Origin of the sequence: Streptomyces graminilatus (assembly GCF_001418565.1) — a bacterium.
Lineage (GTDB): Bacteria > Actinomycetota > Actinomycetes > Streptomycetales > Streptomycetaceae > Streptomyces > Streptomyces graminilatus.
Genome location: NZ_LIQQ01000838.1, coordinates 1 through 861, shown reverse-complemented (window position 1 = coordinate 861; position 861 = coordinate 1). Strand labels below are relative to the sequence as shown.

Genomic DNA, 861 nt, shown 5'->3' with positions numbered 1-861 from the left:
CCGCCCGCCGGCAAGCAGCACTCCAGGCAGGTCGGGATAGTCCCCCGGATCGCCGGCGGCGGCATCCCGCACCCGCTCCAGGACGGCTGCGCCCTCCACACCGAGGGTGTCGGCCAGGCCCAGCTGGTCCCAGCTGGTGTTCTGCAGCGCGGCGGCGACCTTCCCGGCACTCTTCAACGACATCCCGTACCGGTGTGCGGTGAAGTCGCCGAGGTCGAAGCGTGCGAGCCGGTCAACGACAGTCTTGGCCTCGATGCTGGTTTCCGTCACCGACTTCACCAACTCCTGCGCCCGCCTGGCGAGGACCAGGCGGGGCGAGTCGTCGTCGAGGCGGAGGAAGGCGCGGTGCTTCTCCAGTTCCCCGACGAGTCGCCCGGCCTCCTGGGCTAGCACTGCGGCCGCCTGTTTGATCTGTCCGGCGAACTGGTTGACGATCCGCCCGCGCCGCAGTTGCGGCGCCCGGTTCCCGAGGATGGTCTCGTACCGCTTGCGCGCCTCTGTCCAGTCTTCCTCACTGGGCAGAGGCTGCTCGCGCAGGGCATAGTCCCGCTTCAGCTCGTGCGGTGCGGGCGCGGGTTCGACGGGGACTCCGCCGCGCACCCACACCCGGTCGGTTGTCTCCGCGTAGGCCGCGGCGAGCAGACGGCGCAGCGGCTCGGGCAGTCCGCGCGGTTCGGGAAGATCGCTCCAGTCGGAGAGCTTGACCAGAGTCGGTTCTGCGGTGCCGTCCCGGCGGGCCTGGCTGGTGAAGTGGTCGGGCCAGGCGGTGGACTGCCGGTAGTACGCCTCCCGCATGGTGCCTAGGCCGAGGCCGCCCGCGATCCGCGCCATGGTCTTGCGGTCCTTGCCATCCACCTCGAC

Annotated in this window: 1 protein-coding gene; it reads right to left on the bottom strand. The window is 70.6% G+C overall.

Annotation, left to right across the window (positions count from 1 at the left end; translation table 11 throughout):
• On the bottom strand, nt 1–861 hold an 861-nt coding region (locus tag AOK08_RS42075), incomplete at both ends, for a BREX-2 system ATPase PglY family protein (protein WP_479683340.1).